18 protein-coding genes are annotated in these 18,717 nt (G+C 34.3%); 5 read left to right on the top strand and 13 right to left on the bottom strand.

Annotated features, from left to right (window positions below; all coding sequences use genetic code 11):
- Positions 1 to 13 precede the first annotated feature (13 nt).
- Complete coding sequence (locus NEF87_RS19870) at positions 14 to 817, bottom strand: hypothetical protein (RefSeq protein WP_457917203.1); 804 nt, start codon at positions 815 to 817, stop codon at positions 14 to 16.
- 348 nt (positions 818 to 1,165) lie between these two features.
- Here NEF87_RS19870 and NEF87_RS19875 point away from each other — a divergent pair, with 348 nt between their 5' ends.
- Positions 1,166 to 1,345 (top strand): hypothetical protein, encoded by a 180-nt coding sequence (locus tag NEF87_RS19875; protein ID WP_457917204.1) that lies wholly within the window; start codon positions 1,166 to 1,168, stop codon positions 1,343 to 1,345.
- 55 nt (positions 1,346 to 1,400) lie between these two features.
- On the opposite strand, the gene NEF87_RS19880 is transcribed toward NEF87_RS19875, so the two are convergent.
- The gene (locus tag NEF87_RS19880) at positions 1,401 to 2,084 is read right to left on the bottom strand and encodes a hypothetical protein (RefSeq protein ID WP_457917205.1); all 684 of its coding nucleotides are present in this window, start codon (positions 2,082 to 2,084) and stop codon (positions 1,401 to 1,403) included.
- Between the two features lie 188 nt (positions 2,085 to 2,272).
- Entirely contained in the window at positions 2,273 to 4,021 is a 1,749-nt protein-coding gene (locus NEF87_RS19885; protein WP_371803223.1) for an ABC transporter ATP-binding protein, read from the bottom strand.
- Positions 4,022 to 4,234: 213 nt separating this feature from the next.
- On the opposite strand from NEF87_RS19885, the gene NEF87_RS19890 reads away from it, so the two are divergent.
- The gene (locus NEF87_RS19890; protein ID WP_457917206.1) at positions 4,235 to 5,047 is read left to right on the top strand and encodes a class I SAM-dependent methyltransferase; all 813 of its coding nucleotides are present in this window, start codon (positions 4,235 to 4,237) and stop codon (positions 5,045 to 5,047) included.
- 64 nt (positions 5,048 to 5,111) lie between these two features.
- On the opposite strand, the gene NEF87_RS19895 is transcribed toward NEF87_RS19890, so the two are convergent.
- The 4 genes from NEF87_RS19895 to NEF87_RS19910 form a co-directional block, all read right to left on the bottom strand.
- The gene (locus NEF87_RS19895) at positions 5,112 to 5,729 is read right to left on the bottom strand and encodes an Lrp/AsnC family transcriptional regulator (RefSeq protein WP_457917207.1); all 618 of its coding nucleotides are present in this window, start codon (positions 5,727 to 5,729) and stop codon (positions 5,112 to 5,114) included.
- A 285-nt stretch (positions 5,730 to 6,014) separates the two neighbouring features.
- Positions 6,015 to 6,599 (bottom strand): Lrp/AsnC family transcriptional regulator, encoded by a 585-nt coding sequence (locus NEF87_RS19900; protein ID WP_371803226.1) that lies wholly within the window; start codon positions 6,597 to 6,599, stop codon positions 6,015 to 6,017.
- Complete coding sequence (locus NEF87_RS19905; protein ID WP_457917208.1) at positions 6,592 to 6,789, bottom strand: hypothetical protein; 198 nt, start codon at positions 6,787 to 6,789, stop codon at positions 6,592 to 6,594. The genes NEF87_RS19900 and NEF87_RS19905 overlap by 8 nt, the downstream gene beginning before the upstream one ends.
- Positions 6,790 to 7,001: 212 nt before the next feature.
- Positions 7,002 to 7,508 carry an arsenate reductase/protein-tyrosine-phosphatase family protein gene (locus NEF87_RS19910; protein ID WP_457917209.1) on the bottom strand — a complete coding sequence of 169 codons (507 nt, stop codon included), beginning with the start codon at positions 7,506 to 7,508 and terminating at the stop codon, positions 7,002 to 7,004.
- Between the two features lie 1,499 nt (positions 7,509 to 9,007).
- Here NEF87_RS19910 and NEF87_RS19915 point away from each other — a divergent pair.
- Positions 9,008 to 9,838, top strand: coding sequence for a transcription initiation factor IIB (locus tag NEF87_RS19915; protein WP_371803228.1), 831 nt, complete (start codon positions 9,008 to 9,010; stop codon positions 9,836 to 9,838).
- Positions 9,839 to 10,026: 188 nt separating this feature from the next.
- Here NEF87_RS19915 and NEF87_RS19920 read toward each other — a convergent pair whose 3' ends face one another.
- From NEF87_RS19920 to NEF87_RS19930, 3 genes are all read right to left on the bottom strand, one after another.
- Positions 10,027 to 11,442 (bottom strand): hypothetical protein, encoded by a 1,416-nt coding sequence (locus NEF87_RS19920; protein WP_457917210.1) that lies wholly within the window; start codon positions 11,440 to 11,442, stop codon positions 10,027 to 10,029.
- A gap of 189 nt (positions 11,443 to 11,631) precedes the next feature.
- The gene (locus NEF87_RS19925) at positions 11,632 to 12,429 is read right to left on the bottom strand and encodes a nitroreductase family protein (RefSeq protein WP_457917211.1); all 798 of its coding nucleotides are present in this window, start codon (positions 12,427 to 12,429) and stop codon (positions 11,632 to 11,634) included.
- 51 nt (positions 12,430 to 12,480) lie between these two features.
- Entirely contained in the window at positions 12,481 to 12,852 is a 372-nt protein-coding gene (locus NEF87_RS19930) for a hypothetical protein (RefSeq protein WP_371803231.1), read from the bottom strand.
- Positions 12,853 to 12,984: 132 nt separating this feature from the next.
- On the opposite strand from NEF87_RS19930, the gene NEF87_RS19935 reads away from it, so the two are divergent.
- Positions 12,985 to 14,364, top strand: a complete 1,380-nt coding sequence (locus tag NEF87_RS19935) for an MFS transporter (protein WP_457917212.1) — start codon at positions 12,985 to 12,987, stop codon at positions 14,362 to 14,364.
- Between the two features lie 57 nt (positions 14,365 to 14,421).
- On the opposite strand, the gene NEF87_RS19940 is transcribed toward NEF87_RS19935, so the two are convergent.
- From NEF87_RS19940 to NEF87_RS19950, 3 genes are read right to left on the bottom strand one after another with little or no spacing between them, the layout of a single operon-like run.
- Positions 14,422 to 15,768 (bottom strand): AAA family ATPase, encoded by a 1,347-nt coding sequence (locus NEF87_RS19940; RefSeq protein ID WP_457917213.1) that lies wholly within the window; start codon positions 15,766 to 15,768, stop codon positions 14,422 to 14,424.
- A 17-nt stretch (positions 15,769 to 15,785) separates the two neighbouring features.
- Entirely contained in the window at positions 15,786 to 16,901 is a 1,116-nt protein-coding gene (locus NEF87_RS19945; protein ID WP_457917214.1) for an AAA family ATPase, read from the bottom strand.
- Complete coding sequence (locus NEF87_RS19950) at positions 16,862 to 17,929, bottom strand: AAA family ATPase (RefSeq protein ID WP_457917215.1); 1,068 nt, start codon at positions 17,927 to 17,929, stop codon at positions 16,862 to 16,864. Before NEF87_RS19950 ends, NEF87_RS19945 begins: the two co-directional genes overlap by 40 nt.
- A gap of 171 nt (positions 17,930 to 18,100) precedes the next feature.
- On the opposite strand from NEF87_RS19950, the gene NEF87_RS19955 reads away from it, so the two are divergent.
- Positions 18,101 to 18,670, top strand: coding sequence for a GNAT family N-acetyltransferase (locus NEF87_RS19955; RefSeq protein WP_457917216.1), 570 nt, complete (start codon positions 18,101 to 18,103; stop codon positions 18,668 to 18,670).
- Positions 18,671 to 18,717: the final 47 nt, after the last annotated feature.

An 18,717-nucleotide genomic window follows, 5' to 3' on the forward strand; every position in this document is an offset into this window, starting at 1 on the left:
AACTTTTCAAAATTTAGTTCATATCTTTTTTTTGATATCGCTTTACGAGCCATTTAGGTTGAAAATAACCGACATAACCAAAAATAAAGGAAACTCCCACCAATCCCCAAGCGATGAAATAGAAGACTGACATTGCCAATTGAGGGACTGCCACATCTATTCCGTAAAGAATTACGTATCCAAGTAATACTATGGCATTAATTAATAAACTGCGAACACTTAAATGGCGCAACTTTTCTTCTCCGGTTTTGGGATGCCCACTTTTCGTCATAATTTGATAGAAAGAGTTGCTTGCTGTTATGAGTAAGGGTGCCAAAAGCAAAATCGAGAGTACACTGATGGGAAGGAAATAAAATTGATAGTTTTCATCTGTTGTGGGAACAATGAATAAGATTATTGCATAGATGGCTAAAAGGATACTGAGAACTTGAATTATTCGTAATACTTTTTTTGCCCAAGGTTTAATATTTTCCAAGAATGCGTAATAAACAAACCAAGCATAAAAGAAAAGAAAAGCTAGGGCTCCCAATCCTGCAAAAACTCCAATTTTTACACCATAAACTATTTCTGGATAGGTTCTCACTCCTGTGATCACCAAGATTTTCTCAATCAAGGTGGAGAGAAGTGTTAGCAAAAATCCAAGGTAGGACGTTGTAAGTAATCCCAATATTTTTGTGCGTTTTTGAAAGAATTTGGTGACCATTAGTCCCCAAAAAAGAATAGAAATAATGGCGACGCTCAATTCTAATATCATCCCCGCTTGGTATCGTTCAGGGGTGAGATCGTTCGGTAGTAACCATGATGATTGAAAAATCATGATGAAGTTACGAAAAATTATGTTAAAAAGTTGTGTTTTCATAATTCACTTTTGTTTGTTTAAAACATTTTTGTATGGGGGTAATTAATTTAATACTCCCTTCTTAAATTGTTGGATCTCCCTAGATTTGGCTTATATTGCATAGATTGATAAATCGAAAATGCGAAACTCACCTTTTTGCTGTCTATATGAGAATATGGAATTTTATTATATTGTATATCCCAAGTGATTGTATAAATTTGTTCTATGTGGGAAATTGTGTCGGCATGTACGACAAGATGCCATGTTCTTAGCTTAATATTTTTTCGCCAAACACTTAAAAAATCAATTTGTCATGTGATGTTTGTTATGACTAAACAACAATCTCGGCCAACAAAAAACCTCACTTTTGATATTAGCCCTTTTTTACCGCGGACACATGTGTTTTTTAGTTATCACCAAATTTTGAAGGCCCACAATTTCATCCGGGATGTTAGAGTGGTCATGAGAAATCAAGAAGTACTCATTCAAGTAGAACGCTTTCACTAGAAAGCAAATCTGAAAAAAAAGAAGAAAGAAATTCCTTGAAAAACGGAATTATTTTTCAATAAACCCATCCGGCGATACTTGCTATAACATTCATTAAGATCGCCACTCCATAAATCGATGCAATGGCAATAACCCGATTTTTTTGAGTCTTTATGTTTAAGATTAAAATACATGCCACATAGAAATGGAAATAGCCAATCAAAAAGATTAACCATACACCAGCAAAAGTTCGATTCCAAAAGGGATAGGTCCATGTGAGATGGCCTCCTAAATTGAGAAAACATTCTACTAAGACACAAAAAGCTGCCAATCCTATTGCCCAGAACCACCGGTTGGGGATGCCTAAAATTTTTGTCTCTTTCTTTTCTGAGAGCATATAGTAGAAAACAAGCCCATTCAGAGCAAACATGAACATAATTTCAATATTCCATCCCACCATTGTTCGCAGAGCTGTTTCTCCTGGGGCGGTCCAAAAAGCTTGATCTTGAGTCAACCAGCACACCCATCCGTTCCATGTTTCGTTAAGGAAATCCATCCCAAATACTGTCAATCCGCAGATTACCGCGTCCCAATTTTTTGTTTGTTTCGCTTTTTTGATTTCAACCGCATAAATGTAGAACACAATCGCAAGTAAGGGAATAACGTACCACTGTAATGTGGCCCAATCACGCAATCCATCTAATGCCAACTGTGTGTCGGCACTTCCATAGCTAAGACTCATCATTTCACCAGAGGTCACTTTGACTCTCTTAAAGAGAGGTGAGTGAATACTTGTTATTGTGCGATTGAAATATAAAAAAGTATTTTTGATTCTTCCATCAAAACGAACATAAATTCATCTTAATCTTATCAAATACTATTTGTGCATATCATATATCAAAAATTATGAAAAAAAGAGAGAACTATGAAAATCTTCAAAGTTTGGTTTTAGGCATTAATATCATCTGGAATAAAACCCTTGAATTGAGCCTTATAAAGTTCGGAATAAATGCCCTTTTCCGCCAAGAGACTATCATGGGTTCCTCGTTCTGCAATACCTTCGTCTGTGAGTACTAAAATTTCATCTGCATTTTTTATGGTGGAAAGTCGATGAGCCACAATCAATGTGGTGCGATCTTTGGCTACTTGTTCAATAGAATCTTGGATTGCTAATTCGGTTGCATTATCTAAGGATGATGTGGCTTCATCTAAAATTAACATTGGTGGATTTCGGATGAACACCCGGGAAAGGGCAAGACGTTGTTTTTGTCCACCGGAAAGTTTAACCCCACGTTCTCCAACGACAGTCTCATATTGTTCTGGAAGTGATATTATAAAATCATGAATATTCGCTTGTTTAGCTGCCATTACTATTTCATCTTCCGTGGCATTGGGTTTTCCATATAGGATATTCTCTTTAATTGTACCGTAAAAAACAATAACATCTTGTTGTACAAATCCTATGTTAGACCGCAAAGATTCTATCGTTAAATCTTTGATATTGTGCCCATCTACTAAGATCTGCCCTTTAAGGACTTCATAAAATCGAGGGATTAAATGAGTGACTGTTGTTTTTCCAACTCCCGAAGGACCAACTAAGGCGACAGTTTTGCCCGGAGCAATTGTTAAGTTGAAATTTTCCAAAATATTTTTAGAATTTTCAAGATACTTGAAGGTTACATCCACAAATTTGATTTCTCCTTTGGGTTCTCGTATTGCAAAAGCATCAGGTTTGCTCTGAATTTCTCCCTTAATATCCATCACTTCTAAAAATCGTTCAAATCCTGCAAATCCTGATTGAAATTGTTGCATAAATTGGGTTAGACGACGAATTGGACGGACAAATGCATTGGTAAACAATAAGAAAGTCACTAATTCGGGAACCGTGATCAAGTTATAATACACAAAAATACCACCCCCAACTATTGAGATTACCCCCAATAAATCAATTAAGAAGTTATTTCCACTTGCATAATTAGCCATAATGCGATAAGCTTTATCATAAGATTGAAAATATGTCAGGTTGTTCTCTTCAAATTTCTCAATTTCGAAATCTTCGTTGGCAAAGGATTTACAGAGTCGAATACCTGAAATAGAACTTTCTAAGTGGGCGTTGATATCGGCATGTTTACGACGGGTGGCTTTAAATCCATCCAGCATTTTTTTACGATAGGAAAGACTGAACCAAATTAAGATAATAACAAAGAAGAAAATGATTAAAGTGAGTTGCCAATTTACTCGAACCATGAGTATGAAACTTCCTATAAGCATTATTATGGATATAAATAAATCTTCTGGACCATGATGTGCCAATTCCGTAATTTCCCGAAGATCATGGGTTAAACGTGACATTATTTGGCCCGTTTTGTTATCATCATAGTATTTAAAATCTAATGTGTGTAAATGTTTGAAGAGATCACTTCGCATATCAAATTCCATACTTACTCCGACAATATGACCCCAATAAGCCATTATATAGTAACATATTGTTCGAAATCCATAAAGGATCAGCAAGTAAATTCCATATCGGATCATCAAGTAAATTTCTCTATTTGGGATAAAATCATCTAAAAATGTACCAGTTACCACTGGAAATACTAAATCCAAAGCGGCAATTATAAATGCGCAAGTCATATCCAAGAAAAAGGTTTTTTTTTGCGGTTTATAATATTGAATGAAACGGGTAAGTTTTGACATGTTCTAATTCAAGAAAAGAAAATGAAAAATTGGATTAGAGTATTACGGTTTTTCGAATTAGTATTATTCGGTATTTATAACATTTTTTCGATCGATTTTAGTATTCTGGATTGACACAGTGTTTACTTTCTACAAATAACTTTTTATTCAAATAAACACTTGAAAATACATCACTTTTTCTATGTAGACCTAACAAATATGTTGTGAATTATTATGCGAAATCTCTTTGAATCCTATGCGGAACTGCCTCTCTTTTTACGGAGACCTCTTTGGAGAATCTGGCACAATTTTCTTGTTAAGCAAGATAAATCTATGGTTATAAAATTTATGAATTATGGTTATGCACCTCTCAATGATTCGGAACCGGCTTTAGAATTGATTCCTGAAGATGAACCTGAACGATATTGTATCAATTTGTATCATCATGATGTCGAAGGTGTTGATCTTGAAGGAAAAGAAATTCTTGAAGTAGGTTGTGGACGGGGGGGTGGGGCGTCTTATATCTCTCGTTACTTTAAACCAAAATCTTATATTGGATTGGATCTGTCAAAAAAAGCGATTCGATTTTGCAATCGAAAATTGAAGAGTTCCAATTTGTCCTTTGTTCAAGGGAATGCGGAGGATTTACCTTTTGAAGATAATTCCTTTGATGCAATTGTCAATGTGGAATCTTCTCGATGTTATCCTCATGTAGATAAATTTTTATCCGAAGTCCATCGGGTTTTAAGACCAGGAGGCTATCTTCTATTCTCTGATATGCGTTTTGTCGCTGATTTGGATGTATTAAGAAAACAATTTTTAGACGCAGGTTTAAAAATTTTAGAAGAGGAAAATGTTCTTCCCAATATAGTTAAAGCTCTTGAATTAGATAGCTTAAGACGAGAAACATTAATTGACGAGAAATGTCCTAAATTTCTCCGAAATTCTGCTCGTGAATTTTCTGGTACCTTAGGCTCTGAACGTTATCGCTTATTTAAAGATGGTGAGATGCAATATCACCGATTTAGAGTACAAAAAGCAGTATAAAAAAAAGAACCCAAAATCTATTATAGGGGAGGATTTCCTTCCTGGCCGATTTTTTTATTTATTTTTAAAATTTTAATTCATCAAAATCCTCATCTAAATCAATTTCGATCGTCCGTTCTTCTTCATTATCCTCTTCATCATCAAAACTCTTTTTTTTCTTTTTCTTATTAGTCGATTTTGGTAAACTTTTCAACCAATCTTCATTGAAATTAAAAATTTTTTGCCCTTTTATGATTTGGGAAAGAAATTCCACATCAATATCTTCAATGTAAGGGTTGTCATTTAATTTTGCTATGAATTCTTCATGATCTTCCGCGGTGGTATGAATTGAAATGAGATAGATTACTTTAGAATCTTCAGACAATGCGATAAAAAGAACTTGGGGAAATTCATTATTAATAAAGCTCGCAAATGATTTGAGAAACATATCATCTAAGCTGGAGATGTTCAGAGGTTTGACTTTGATTTTTTGAATTGCAATTTTTTCAATATTGAGGAAATCCGGGTTGAAAATGATACTGTAACCTAAAATGACATTATTCGATTTCAAGCGTTGCAGGCGATGATAAATGGTGGATGTTTTTTTATTTAATTCATCAGCGAGTTTTTTTAAGCTTTTCCGGGCGTCATCTTCAAGATATTTCAAAATTTCTATGTCCAAATCATCGATTTGCTTTTTCACGTGTTATTCCCCTCTTTTTTGGCATTTTAACTCATGATGCCGATGCACACAATATTGATTCTCTTTGTGTTTATCTTAATTAAATATCGGTATATGACTTATTATATTTTTTTGTAATTTTGTAATTAATATGATTGGTTTAACAAAAAATATTCCAAGTTTGTTAGAATATTTTTCCAATATTGTAAATTAAAGCTAAAATATAGATAAAAAATGAGTAAATACATTTTACTCTTCTTTTAGGATAGTCGAGTTTAATAGTTGCGAGTATTTAAAAAATTGTCTTTAGAAAAAGACTTCTGATGTGTTTTCATCGTTTTGAGCTTCTTTTTCCTTCTTGTCGATAACTTCATCGGAATTATCATCGAAGTATTCTCCATCTTCTTCCTGTTCAAGCATGTCGCCCATGAATGTAAAGATTTTTTTCCCTTTTAAGATTTTATTGAACATAATGGTATTGAAACTTTCAATATATGGATTTTCCTTGATTAATTCGTTAAATTTGGCGAAATGCTTATCATCTCTGAAAGTAGCAATGATCCAGATTTGTTCATCGTTTCCCACAGAGCTGAATAAAACTTCTTGATATTGATCGCTCAAAAATTTTGCAAAAGATTCCAAGAACATAGAATCTAATTTTCCAATTACCATTTTCTTTAATCGGATTGAAATTAAAGAATGTACGGTTAATCCTATTTCTTCAGGATTTACAACGATGGTAAACCGTTCGAGTATATTACTTTCACGCAATTTGTGCAATCGATGGTAGATGGTTGAAGTTTTTACATTCAAATCCCGCGCCAAATTTTTTAATGAAACTCGTGCGTTTTGTTCCATCGCTGCTAATAATTTAATATCTACTTTATCCAATTAAAATTCCCCCAATTAATACTACATCTGAAATACTGCCGAAGCGCCCTTCATATTTATTTTCAAACATTCCAATGAACCGAGTTCCGATTAATAAATGTTTTGGAAAACAGAGAACATTTTTGTTGATCTCTGGTAAATATGAAAACTCCCTCTTTTTTGTTCTGTTTATGGGCTTTGAAAATTCCAAGACTCTTTCGACATTATTTCTTAGAATTACTATAAGGTTGTGTTCGAAGTCTTTTAATCTCTCATTTCAAGAAAATTTATCAGAAGTTTTTAGAAATATTCTAATGTGATTCTGCGCAAAAATGAAAGGGATGTCCTCAGAATGGTGTAAAAATAGGATGTTATATAGGGATCAAAAGGGGTTGAATAAATTTATTTATAGGGTACTTATATCTATGAACAAGCTTTTTCCCATTGAGATACTATTTTTTGACACGAGTAATCAATGGTATTGAGAATCTTCCGGAATTTTTCTGCTTCTATGGTAAATGGATCGATGATATCGCCATCAATTCCCGCCGCTTCAGAAAGAGTTTTCATTTTCCCTTCTATTTTGCGACGTTTCCGTTTGGTTGTATCACAAAAATAGTGCTTTAATATATATTCCTTATGCCACCGTTCCATCACTAATATCTGATCAAATTGAGTTAAGTAACGTCTGGTAGTCATTTTTGAACGGAATCCAGTAAGATTAAATCCTTTTTCTTTAACAAATTCATCAGAAATATCAGATAATTCAAGTTTTCCTCCAAATAATCCGGCTGAATCAAAATTGATTTTATGAAGTGCTGAATTTTTACTTCTTTTAGTGTACTCCCGCAACAATACTTCGGCGACTGGGGATCGACAAACATTGCCGACACAAACCGTTGTTACGGATTTTGGAATTTTGTTACTCATTGACAAATATGATAACTCCCTCTTTGTTTTGATTCCGCACTCTTACTTATGCTCTAATAACTACTTATTTTTTTTACCTTAAAGATTTTTTCATAATATCGCTCCATTTTTTCCCATGACAAGAAGGAATTATTAGATCAGATTGATCTGTGAAATTTTGTATTCATTTTACCGTAAATTAGAAAGTTATGTCTAACAAATCAATAAATCATTTTCTGGAATTTGCAATGTTGAAATAATTTACTTTGATTCTCTTTCTCTTGCTTCTAAATGTGCATTACAATATGAAAACAAATAATTATAGAATATTTATCGATCGTTCGATATCAAAAGTTCTAGATCCGCAAGTAGTTGTTCATTTGAAATCATAAATATTGAATTATTTCCAATTTTTTTTGCTTCTTCTATATTTTGATCCATATCATAAATAAAGATCTCTTCTTCAGGTTTCAATTGAAGTGATCGAGGACATGTTGATATATTTCGCGATCTGGTTTTCTGTGCCCTATTTCTTGGGAAAAGAATATGTTTTCAAAATATGAGAAGAGAGTTGGAAATATTTTAGTAAAGTTGCTCGATGATCACATTCTCGCTGCTTTGGTTTCTCGATTCTAAATGGCTCAACCTAATGAGACTTCGCTCGACTTCTAACATTATGACCAAAGTTTTTTCGAACCTTTTTGGCTCCTTTTGTGGGAAATCTTACATAATCTTGCTGTGTCTCTGAGTTCATTTCCATTTTTAGAATAATCACCAAAATAATTCTTACGTTCTTTTGAAAATATATTTGGGATTGTTCCAAAGATTTTGTTTTTTTTTCACTAAATACTCGTAAATTGGTCCAAAATTGCGTTATTTACTTGCTAATAAGTGGGTCTTTTGCGGTGTTTAGAGTTTTTTGTTTTCTTACTTCAAAAAATAGTTATCATTGTGACCGCTTTCTTTTTTCAGACGGATTTTAAATCATAGAAAATTAATCATTTACGTCTGAAATTTTTTTTAAAACTGCTATTTTTTCTGCTCTCCCCTCAAAATTATCTTTTTTTTCCAACAACTTATTTTCTCCATGATAGCGTGAACTTTGATGCAACTCATTTCACACTCAAAAAATTAGATATCTAATTCACCAAAATATACATTTTAATTTTTTGACCCATTCTTTCTCTCTTATTTTCACTTTGTCGCCCCCAATTTTGACATAATAAATTTTCTGCTCCCAACTACATGCGATGGTTATTCATCAAAATTGGGATCTGTCGGTTTTTTTTTTCAAATTTTTTGGGAAAAAAAATGGAAAATTTCCAAAATATACCCTTTATACAAAATCGGTTATAATTCTAATACATTGCAAAAGTTGATTCATTGAATTAACTTGGGCTTACCAACAACAATAAACAAAGGGGGTTTTTTTTATTTTAACATTAAAACGGGAATGGTTAGAAAACTACGAAAAACAATGCTGTGCCTCTCCATCGATAGGGGAACAAGAAGGGTATTTAGTGTGTAAAAACTGTGGGGTGGTGTTCCACCGCACGTTTGATAATTCACCTCGTCGTGCATTTACGCAAGATGAGATTAATAAGCGAAAAAGTCAAGAACCGGTTTATAGTCCAATTGGTCCACGAACCGTAATTCGGGGGAATACAGATTCAAAAGGAACTCTGATGTCCGCTCAAGAACAGTTAAAATTTTCAAGGCTAGGCAAGATTCACAGATCTTTAACAAGTTCATATGAACGTAATTTATGGATTGCCTTACCAAACTTTCAACGATTACAAGAACGAATGGGCTTACCTGCAACAGTTGTAAAAGACGCAATCCGCATCTATCAAAATGCTGTTAAGGCTAAATTAACCATGGGGCGTAGTATTGATATCTTAATGGCGGCTTCAATCTTTGTTTCATTAAAAATTCATGGAATTCCACGGGTTGTGGAAGAAATTATAAAAGATGTGGATGTTCCTAAGAAGAATGTAGTGAAATGCTATCGCTTATTATTAATGCGAATATTACCACAAATGAAAATTCGCGTTGTGCACTTGGGGCCGATTCGTTATGTGGATAAATTTGGTGAAGAATTGCAATTGTCCATGAATGTTCGCCAAGATGCTTGTCGATTATTACGCAGAGCCAAAAAGAATGGATTACTTATTGAAGGCAAAGATCCGAAAGGCTTAGCGGCGGCAGCTATTTATATTACTTCACACTTGCACAAACAACCAAGAACCCAAAATGCGATCGCAAAATTATCCCATATTACCGAAGTGACTCTACGGGTGCGCTGTCGGGATTTAAAAAAATACTGTAAAATTCCAAGTATCGGTCGATGATCTGGAATCAAGTAAGAATTATACTTATTCAACAACCAACCAACCAAACAAACAAACAAACAAAACAACCAACAACTCTTCTTTTTTTCTTTTTTCTTTTCTTTCTTCATTTTCTTCTTCTGATGAAGATAGATTCATATTGCCGATCTATGGTGGATCAATGAAAAATTGAAAAAAAATGACTAAATTTAGACAATTTTGGTAAAAGTGATATTTGGATGAACATTGAAAATTAATCCTCCTGCTGTAAAAGCGGGATATATTAATTTCTCATCAAATTCTAGATTTAAATCCAAGTATAAAATGGAATTTTCTACCGTGTAGTTGAAAGATGGTAAAAGGCTGCCATATCCGTGATTGGCGGCATATAAGTAAGTCAAATTCCATTTTGCCTCCACTAGTTTCTCGGAATGTTCATCTAATAATCCGTAGGTTACATTGAGATTGGAAGGGATCTCAAAATGAATTGGAGTCGTGTCTTGAAATATGATTTCATTTACTGAAAAAACCAAGTTATCTAGTTCAAAGGAACCGCTGATGGTGGTTGATCGAGCAATACTCCCGTCAAATCCTCGTTTATGGAAACGAACTGGTTTAAAGCAATTTACAACATACACGGTGACTTCATCCATTCCGCTGATATCAAAGAGGAAATAATCGGCAGTTTCATCTTCAAAATTAGTATTTTGATAAGAATTATTTCCAATTTGATTAAAGATCCCATTATATTCAGATAAAAAATTAATCTCATCTCCGGTTAATCTCACTTCGGTGCGGATAAATTCATTGCGACACCAAAATTTCATTTCTGATTTAAAATTGGACTCTATATTAACTTGGACTGAATTGTTGCGCTTTACATGTTGAGCCCAATAAAACATGATCGATCCCATGTCACTGGTTAGATTTACCGATGCAGGCTTCGGAAAAACCACTTCCCAAAAATCTAAAAAGAGATTACCACTCTCTGAATTGAAAAAGACGTCTCCATTAATATTCAACCAATCTACATACAAGAAGATATTTCCTGTTTTTGAGAATAACTGAACATCGGATTTTATGGATGTTTGATTTAAATAGCCGCGAAATTCCCCATCCCCAGTAGACACTTCAAATCGATCAAAGACAAAATTTCCCTTAGCTTCTAAGTAGACATTCCCATCTTTGGTGTCACTATCAAAAACATAATTTTCATAATCGGAACTAATCCAAATGGTATAATTCCATCCATAGGCTGTTGAAAAGAAATCATCTTTCGAGTAGATACTACGAACCGTAATTTTCAATGTATCTCCACTTTTTCTCTCGGAAATCGAGATTTTTAAAGGACTATGCAGATACGATTCAATCACAGTAGCATTCAGATAGGCTTCGAGAAGAGTGGAAGAATTTTCTGGTAGAAAAATGAAATTTACATCAATATTATCCGCGCGATTATAGATTTCTATGTTTTTAACATCATATTTTTCCTTATCTATATTAAATTCATCAGTATAAGTCCTTTTTGCTTTTTTATCGAAAATTCCATAATAAGCTGTCGAAATCAACCCAAGAGATAGAATAATCGTACTTGCAATCAGAATTTTTTTAGTTTTTTGTTGCATAGGATGTGAAGTTGTGGGAATATATTTATAGTTTAGAGCGATTCATCAAATTTCATCTTCTTTAAGTTCACATTTTTTTGAACTTACAAATATAATGAGTCAGGAATTGCTAAAGGCTCATTTAGGAAAAAAAGTAAATTCTTGAAAATTATGCAAATTAATAACAATCAACAAAAAAAGTGTAATAAATCAATCAAATTGTGTCTTTTTCCAATCTTCAAGGGCCACTTTGACCGATCGAACCATTTCGTGGGAATAATCGGAACCAGTTTTCATTAAATAATAATGCTGACCCAAATTTGTAGCTTCTCCCAAAAATTTTCGTGTTTTATAACGTGTTTCGAGGGTTTCGGAGTACATATCTTCGAATTCTTCTGCAGATAATTGTTTATATTTATCGTGGAAATGAATGTATTGTTGGGGAAATCGGGAGATTAATTTGCGTTTTTCAGGTGCTTGGTCCGATTTTGGATATCCAAAGCAGATCATGGTTATAGGAAAGACATTCATAGGCAATCCGAGTAATTCACGTTGAGTCTCAATATTTTCCATGATATCTCCAATATAACAAGATCCTATACCCAGCGCTTCAGCCGCTATAACGGCACTTTGGGCAGCAATTAGAGCATCACAACTCGCCAACAACAAATCGGATTCTTGGGGGCCTCGAAAAGTGAGCTCATGATCTTTACAATATTGAGGCACTTTGCAATGGGTGAAGTAATCATACCATCTTTGCATATCAGCCAAAAAAACCAATACTAACGGTGCTTTTGCAATAAAGGGTTGATTATCACACGATTTTACCAGTTTTTCTTTTACTTCTTGCTTGGTTACCTCGATGATAGAATACATCATCATATTTCCGGCCGTGGGGGCTCGCATGGCACTATGTATGAGTGTATCAATTATTTCTGGTGGAATTGGTTTATCTTGATATGCCCTGACAGATCTTCGATATTTTAGAGTTTTTATGGTTTCGTTCATAGTTTTCAACAATTTTCTTTCATTAATTAATAGGTTTATGATGGTTATTTCTTAGTCTAAATAAAAAATGAGGTCTTCAATGTGTGATATACGGTATTTTTGATTTTCAGCATCTAGGGTTTCCAATTGGCCTCGGATCACAACTTTTTGGCCTATAAAGCGTTCTGGATTAGCCATTGTGGTTTTTATGAGGCGATTGTTTTTTTTGTTGTGGTAATAGATGCAAGATTTCGTGAGATTTCCCGACCATCCCATTTGGGTTGTACTTAAAGTGACTAGAATTCTCTTCCCACTTTCGGTTTTTATCCCCAGTTTATAAAAATCTGTGACTCCCTTACTACTGGCATGTTGATAGGAATGAGGACTAGATGCTTTAGCTAGTACTCCTTTAATGGTGGAATTGGTTCGGTTGGGTTGTGGCATATAGATCAATTTGTAGAATCCGAAGATTTTATGAAAGAGTATTATTAAATGTTTGGAAAAATACATCTTGTTCGCATGTATATAATTCAAACATTTCGTGTGTCTAATTAAGAAGGGTACATTAAAGAAATTATGGAAACATACGAAGGCAAAAGTGATCATCCGATTGTGAAATCAAAAGTAGGTGGGTCACGGATGTTTATTGGCTTGTCATCCTTTCAAATGCTCGCCATGTTTCGAAGAGGGCTTTTTTATACCTTTTTATCTATTTACATGAGATACTATCTTGAATTAACAGTAACTCAAACAACTCTTTATGCAACTTTACCGATGGTAGCCAGTAGCATTTGTCAAATGTTTGTATGGGGTCGAATATCCGATCGATTGCAAAAAAGAAGAACTTTGATTATTATCGGGGAAGTAATCGCGGGGATTTTACTTTTAATCACCTTTTGGGTGCATAGAGCTTTTGATAATTTGACGACCGCTGGTTTTGTGATTATCATCGGATTAACAGTTATTGAGGTCTTTTGGTCAATGTCCAACATTGGTTGGAGTGCTTTAGTAAGTGATCTTTATCCTTCTAAAGAACGTAGTCGTGTTATGGCGCAATTGACTAGTATTGGTGGAATAGGTCGTATACTTGGCATCTTTTTGGGGGGGTTTCTATACGAAGGATTTTTCACCTTTAATTATGAAGGATGGGGTTTTCGAGAAGGAATTCTATTTTACTTAGCGGCTGCTGCGATGTTTCTTTCTACTCTACCGATGATTTTTATGGTTCCTGAAGGAGGGGTATCTTCAAAAATTGATGCTGATAATGCTTCCCTAACAGAACCTCAGTTACACGTCTCTGCAACAGATCAGCAAAATTCCAAGGAAAACTCTTCTCGTCTTCTAATAATTTTTGTGATCTTCATCATATCGATGGTTTTCATTAACTTTGGACGAAATTCGGTAGCAGTGACTTATTCACAATACCTGAATATTGAAGGATTATTTTCAGTTGATGTAAATTCTCGTATGATTAGTTACATAGCAAATGTGCGTTCGTTCGCAACTATTCTTGTAGGTATTTTTGCTGGGCGTCTTAGTAAGAAATTCGGTCATGGTATCACATTGCTTATTGGAAGTGCTATGGCGTTATTTTATCTTTTCCTCACTGCTATTGGATCCCAATTATGGGTAATTTTCTTTGGAAGTTTTCTCGCAGGTGCTTCAGAAGTGATTATTATGGCTGCTGCGTATGCTTTTGCTGCGGATCTGATACCTGAAACCCGACGAGCAAAGTTATTTGGGATATATAATGCAACATTTTTCTTATCGTGGGGATTAGCTAGCACTTTAGTAACTGGGCCTTTAGTAGATTCTTTAATTTCACAAGGAAATTCTGATCAATTTGCTTATCAAGCAGGTTTTTATGTTGGAATGACCATTACATTTGTTGGAATGCTCATCTTTGGCGGTTTATTGTTCTATAAAAAGAAAAAAATGGATATTATCAATGAATAAATATTTTTTAGATATTTTTTAATCTAATTTACGTATATTTTTGCTTTTCCAAAATTATCACTTGAATTGCGACAAGATTTTCTTTTCTGGGAGATTTAGGATTGGTGCCAGATATCGGGCAACATTTTTCTGATATTTAAGATGGAGTGCTAAACTTGGTTTTATTGTGCGCATGATGTCGTTTAGGGATGTTCGATATAGTTTTTGAAGTGTTAATGCAATTTCATCATCCGGAGCGGCTCGAAAGCGAAACCATCGTGGAGGTCTAACTCGAGATTTTGGCATTAGGTTATCACTTTTCGCATAACGAATACCTCCCAAAATATCAAAGAAATAACTTAAATGGGCATAATCTTGAGTTCTACCAATAATTCCAAGTAATCTATCTGCTAATGCTAAATTATCGTAAGCAAAGGCAATATCCACTTTTTTTGTGACATAATTCAAAAGGTTTTCATTTATCCACTTGTGGATCGTCCGGAAATCAATATCCCGTCCGATTATATCATCGATAGCTGCTTTGGCTGACCTTAAAGATGTAGATAGAAATAGATTTTGCATAAATTTTTGAACATCTGCCTCCGAATCTCGCTTATTATTAAGGTTTTTTAGCATATCTTCTTCAATTCCTGTCATTCCTTGGGCTATTCCTTGTAAATCATTAATGGCCGATCGATAATCACCATGGGCCGATTGTGCTAAAGTTTTAATTTGTTCGGTTGTCAATGCTATATTTTCTAATTTTGAAATACGATTCAAAAGGGTTGCAATTTCAGCAGGTGATGCTGTTGGAACTTCAATGAGGGGAGAAGCCAGAGTATATAGAGATTTGAACTTGTTATCATCTCTAAAATTGCATGTCATAATAATAGGATATTTAGAATAACCGATAATTTTTTCCAAAGTGGCGACTCCCCCTCGATCACTTTGACCGTGGATTCCATCGACTTCGTCTATTAAAATGAGTTTGTTTTTAACTTTTTTTTGAGTAAAAGAGAGGAGATTTGTGGATTTGACTGTTTCTTGTAGTTTACTATTAAGTGCATCTTCAGTGCGTGCATCGGATGCGTTCAATTCAATCACACTCATCTTATAATCTCTAGCTAAGGCATACACTGTGGTTGTTTTTCCAACTCCTGGTGGTCCAATGAGGATTCGAGCTTTGCTTTTCAAAATTTTGGATTGATGAGATTTTATTTTTAGCGTTAATTTTTTTTGTTCCCGCTTATCAGTTGTCATTTTCAGTTGTTTTTGGAAAACTTTTAGCTCTTTTTGTAATCGAAAGAAATCCTCAAGAAACTTACGGAGCATGACATTTATCTTTTCAAATCCCACCATTTCTTTGGTTGTTTGTGGGCGATATTTTTCAACCCATGGAATATCTTGAGTGGATGAAGTTGACATTCTTTGAATTCTCCTAATTAATTAATGGCCTTGCCAATCATGGCCATTTGTGATAATAATTTGTTTAGTTGAATTTCATCATCATTGGAATCTATGGATTCAAAATCAGTCTTAGCTATCATATCCAGATAGAAGGCTCGTAAATGACGCTCCAATGGGAGAGTCATTATAACTTGACTTAATTCGAGTAAAATTTGTTCTTTTGAGAGATTGTTTGATCGAAATATTTCCCGTAAGGTTTTTCGGATTGCCTTGAAATTGCTGGTAATCGTTTGAGTGAACAATTCTCGAATGAGTTTATAATTCATTTCGTGACTCATTGTTGAAAGATGTTCTAGGGTAATAAAATTAAATCGTAATTTAGTAAGTTGAAGCAGATCCAATGCCTTTCCAATATTATTTTGACTCATCCTTTGCAAGTAGTTTAAAATATCAAGTTTGATGGGGATTTTTTCTTGATCACAGACGCTTTTAATAAATTTGTTGAAAAGATGTGGAGGAACATGAGGGATCATGATCAACTGGCATCGTGAGATTATTGGGTCGATGATGCCTGAAATACGATCAGTAATTAAAATCATGCGACAATTTTTCGAATATTGCTCCATTATTCGCCGAAACGCTTGTTGCTCCACATCCAGTTTATGAAAATTTTTAATCGCCAAGATTTTAAAGGGTGATTCTCCAAATTTTTTGGTAGCCACAAAGGGGCGGACTCGAATTTGGATAAAAGGGCGATAGTTTTTTACAACTCCTGCACCCGATCCAATATGTTTTGTTGAAACCCGTCCTTGTCTCTTCGATAAGTCTCGTTCGGATTTACCAATTGGATCATCGGCAAATAAAAGCTTGAAATTCAGATCAAATTCGCTGTTTAGCATTTCTCGAGCTAAAATTTCTGCCAATAGTGTCTTACCGCATCCTTCAGGTCCCACTAACATAAGATGTGGTATGTTGTTCTGTGCGATAAACCCACTAAATTGTTGAGCAACTTGCCGGTAATATAATCGAATATCTTGTAAAGATCGAGGGCGGTATTTAATTCGCCAGAGAGGACTTTGATCTTCTGCAATGGGTTTTAATTCATCTGAGATCATGATTGTGGCTCCAATTGTGAAATTAGTTCTGCACATAGACCATCAATTTGAATTGTTGGATCGGCTTCTAAAGTTAATCGGTAATCATATTCTGCTAAAGTAATAAGTAAATGTTCTAATGTTGGTGTGGAATATTTTTCATTCAAAATTTTCGTCATTATTTGGCGAAACAATCCACGACTGGAAAACCCTTTGATTTTTCGGATTGTATCAATAGTTTTTTGATACTCACGCTTTTTACAGTTGGTGAATATGTCTTCAATCAGAAACAATGGCAAGAAACCCGATATTTCATACACAACATCTGGGTTCAAGTTCTTTTCTTGAACTACTCCCTCTGTATCTTCTAATAAAGCGACGGCCATCTGAAATAAATTAATGGCTTGTCGCATATCACCTTTAGATATATAATATATTGCCTCTATTACCTCTTTATTTATGGGTACTTCTTCCTTTTGGGCGATATGTTTAATTTGAATCTCAAAATCTGTTTTTGGTAGTGGGTAGAATCGGAAAATCGCACATCGACTTAAAATGGGGTCAATTATATTTTCGACATAGTTGCACATGAAAATGAATTTTACATTTGCGGGAGCCATTTCAATAATACGCCGAAATGCACCTTGCATTTGTCGGGATATATTATCTGCTTCATCTAATATGATAAACTTATATGTGATATTTTCCCCAATACCTGTATGATTGACAAAGTTTTTGATTTCATCTCTGGTGCCCATCCTTACACTATCAGATGCATTCCGCTCTAATATCATATCTTGTGTAATATTTTCCTTTCCTAAGAGATCGTTTATCAAAGATACTGCTGCCGAAGTTTTTCCAGTGCCAGCAGGTCCGGTGAATATTAAGTGAGGGATCGATTTTTTAGAAACAAATTCTTGAAGTGATTGAATAGTCATTGTCTGACTAACAACTTCTTTTAAAGATTGGGGACGATATTTTTCTACCCATGGAATGTCCCGGAGATTTAACTTGGTTTGAGGCAAATGTGTTTCACTATAATGTTTTTTTTCAACATTCTTTTTCTGGAGGCTTGAAGATACCATTCAGAATTTTTTTACACAGCTATATTATTTTGCTATCTAAAAAAAAGGCGATCAGTACCCAATTAATAAATTTATTAGATCACATTTAATTAAAATTGTTTTTTTGCAAGCTCTTATTTTCCTCTCTGTTTAAACCAAAATATCTTTAGGGAATTTTCGAATATAAGGATCATGTCACAAAATTTGCCCGAGGGGTTTCTCATTGGAAAAAAAATTGAATTGCGGCCAATGACAAAAGAAATTTTCAAAAATCTTCATCCTTGGATGAATGATCATCGTTCTCGTCGTCTTGCCCGTCATGTTCTTCCAGTTTTGGAAGAGACAACTGCACATTGGATCCAAGAAGGAAAATCAGCACCTTCAGGGGTAGTTATGGGGATCTGGACAAAGTTCTCCCAAGATTCTCCATCGATCAATATCGGTTTTGTTTCCATTTTCGAAATTGATTGGATTAATCGTCATGGAGAATTGGGTATAAATCTTCCTAATCCTACCTGCTGGGGACAAGGATATGGTCAAGAAGCTGTGAATCTTATGTGCCAATTCTCTTTTAGCGAACTCAATTTAGAAAAAGTTATGGCCCATGTTTTAGAAATTAACATCGGTTCTCAGAAATGTATGGAAAAAAATAATTTTCATAAAGATGGGACCTTAAGAAATCACCAGTTTATTGATGGAAAATATGAAAACATGACCATCTTTTCTATTTTGCAACATGAATTCAAGCCTTTAGAACCTTAATCTTTTTTCTTGAAAAAATATCCACCTATTAAAGTTCGTTAAAATAT

It is taken from the genome of Candidatus Lokiarchaeum ossiferum, from assembly GCA_025839675.1.
GTDB classification, from domain to species: Archaea; Asgardarchaeota; Lokiarchaeia; order Sigyniarchaeales; family Promethearchaeaceae; genus Lokiarchaeum; species Lokiarchaeum ossiferum.

Coding starts and splice junctions, on each gene's coding strand:
- NEF87_RS19945 (WP_457917214.1), bottom strand. CDS start 16,901: ATGTGCAGAACTAATTTCACAATTGGAGCCACAATCATGATCTCAGAT.
- NEF87_RS19885 (WP_371803223.1), bottom strand. CDS start 4,021: ATGTCAAAACTTACCCGTTTCATTCAATATTATAAACCGCAAAAAAAA.
- NEF87_RS19920 (WP_457917210.1), bottom strand. CDS start 11,442: ATGCAACAAAAAACTAAAAAAATTCTGATTGCAAGTACGATTATTCTA.
- NEF87_RS19875 (WP_457917204.1), top strand. CDS start 1,166: ATGACTAAACAACAATCTCGGCCAACAAAAAACCTCACTTTTGATATT.
- NEF87_RS19925 (WP_457917211.1), bottom strand. CDS start 12,429: ATGAACGAAACCATAAAAACTCTAAAATATCGAAGATCTGTCAGGGCA.
- NEF87_RS19935 (WP_457917212.1), top strand. CDS start 12,985: ATGGAAACATACGAAGGCAAAAGTGATCATCCGATTGTGAAATCAAAA.
- NEF87_RS19940 (WP_457917213.1), bottom strand. CDS start 15,768: ATGTCAACTTCATCCACTCAAGATATTCCATGGGTTGAAAAATATCGC.
- NEF87_RS19870 (WP_457917203.1), bottom strand. CDS start 817: ATGATTTTTCAATCATCATGGTTACTACCGAACGATCTCACCCCTGAA.
- NEF87_RS19890 (WP_457917206.1), top strand. CDS start 4,235: ATGCGAAATCTCTTTGAATCCTATGCGGAACTGCCTCTCTTTTTACGG.
- NEF87_RS19930 (WP_371803231.1), bottom strand. CDS start 12,852: ATGCCACAACCCAACCGAACCAATTCCACCATTAAAGGAGTACTAGCT.
- NEF87_RS19950 (WP_457917215.1), bottom strand. CDS start 17,929: ATGGTATCTTCAAGCCTCCAGAAAAAGAATGTTGAAAAAAAACATTAT.
- NEF87_RS19910 (WP_457917209.1), bottom strand. CDS start 7,508: ATGAGTAACAAAATTCCAAAATCCGTAACAACGGTTTGTGTCGGCAAT.
- NEF87_RS19955 (WP_457917216.1), top strand. CDS start 18,101: ATGTCACAAAATTTGCCCGAGGGGTTTCTCATTGGAAAAAAAATTGAA.